Source organism: Oleiphilus sp. HI0079, assembly GCF_001635105.1.
Map to the genome: position 1 here is coordinate 1 of NZ_LWFT01000985.1, position 775 is coordinate 775.

Consider the following 775-nt stretch of genomic DNA (forward strand, 5'->3'; position numbering starts at 1 on the left):
TGGCTTATTTTTTATAAATCTCGATTTGTTTTGCTGATAGGTAGGACGCCAAAGCCTCGTAGGCCGGCAGAGAGGTGGGGTCGATCTTTGCGTTCTTAGCTGTTGGGAAAGAACTAAATCGAACGATCACCATGTCTGCTTTTGGCGCGATATAGATTGTTTGACCATGTACGCCACGCGCTGCATACGCGTCGAACTCATTGTGAAAATGCCACCACATACTGCGATAGCTTCCTCCTTGCATGGTGTTGTAGCCGGCTTTGGCGAAGACGTTTTTATCTGCGCCGTTTCGAATACTTTGTGCAACCGACGCAGGGAAAATACCTTGGCCGTTGAACTCACCGTCATTAAGGAGTGCTTGCCCAAGTCGCGCTAAATCACGCAAGCCAGCGCTGATGCCGCCGCCGGCAAAAGGCGTGCCCTTGGCGTCCACCGTCATGTAAGCGTCTTGCTCGGCCCCCAGCTTTTTCCATAGTTTTTCGGAGATGAGCTTGGCAAGATCGGTGTTTGTCGCACGGGAGACGATCCAGCCTAATGCATCCGTATTGATCGTTTTGTAAGCAAATGCGTCTCCGTGTTTACCGGCCTTTTGAACCGTTTGAAGATATTCGTAATAGCCGTTAGGGCCCTTGTAATTCGCGGGTTTAGGCATTGGGCTGGCGGCGGCGGAATAGAGCCAAATATCGGCTTTCGGGTCGGCGTAATCTTCGCTGTATTGGAGGGCGGTCGTCATATCCATCACTTGGCGAACGGTTGCATCTCCGAATGCGCTGTC

Annotated in this window: 1 protein-coding gene; it reads right to left on the reverse strand. The window is 51.6% G+C overall.

From position 1 onward, the window contains the following. Window positions 1–4: 4 nt before the first annotated feature. On the reverse strand, window positions 5–775 hold a 771-nt coding region (locus A3750_RS18010), incomplete at its 5' end, for a serine hydrolase (protein WP_156498704.1).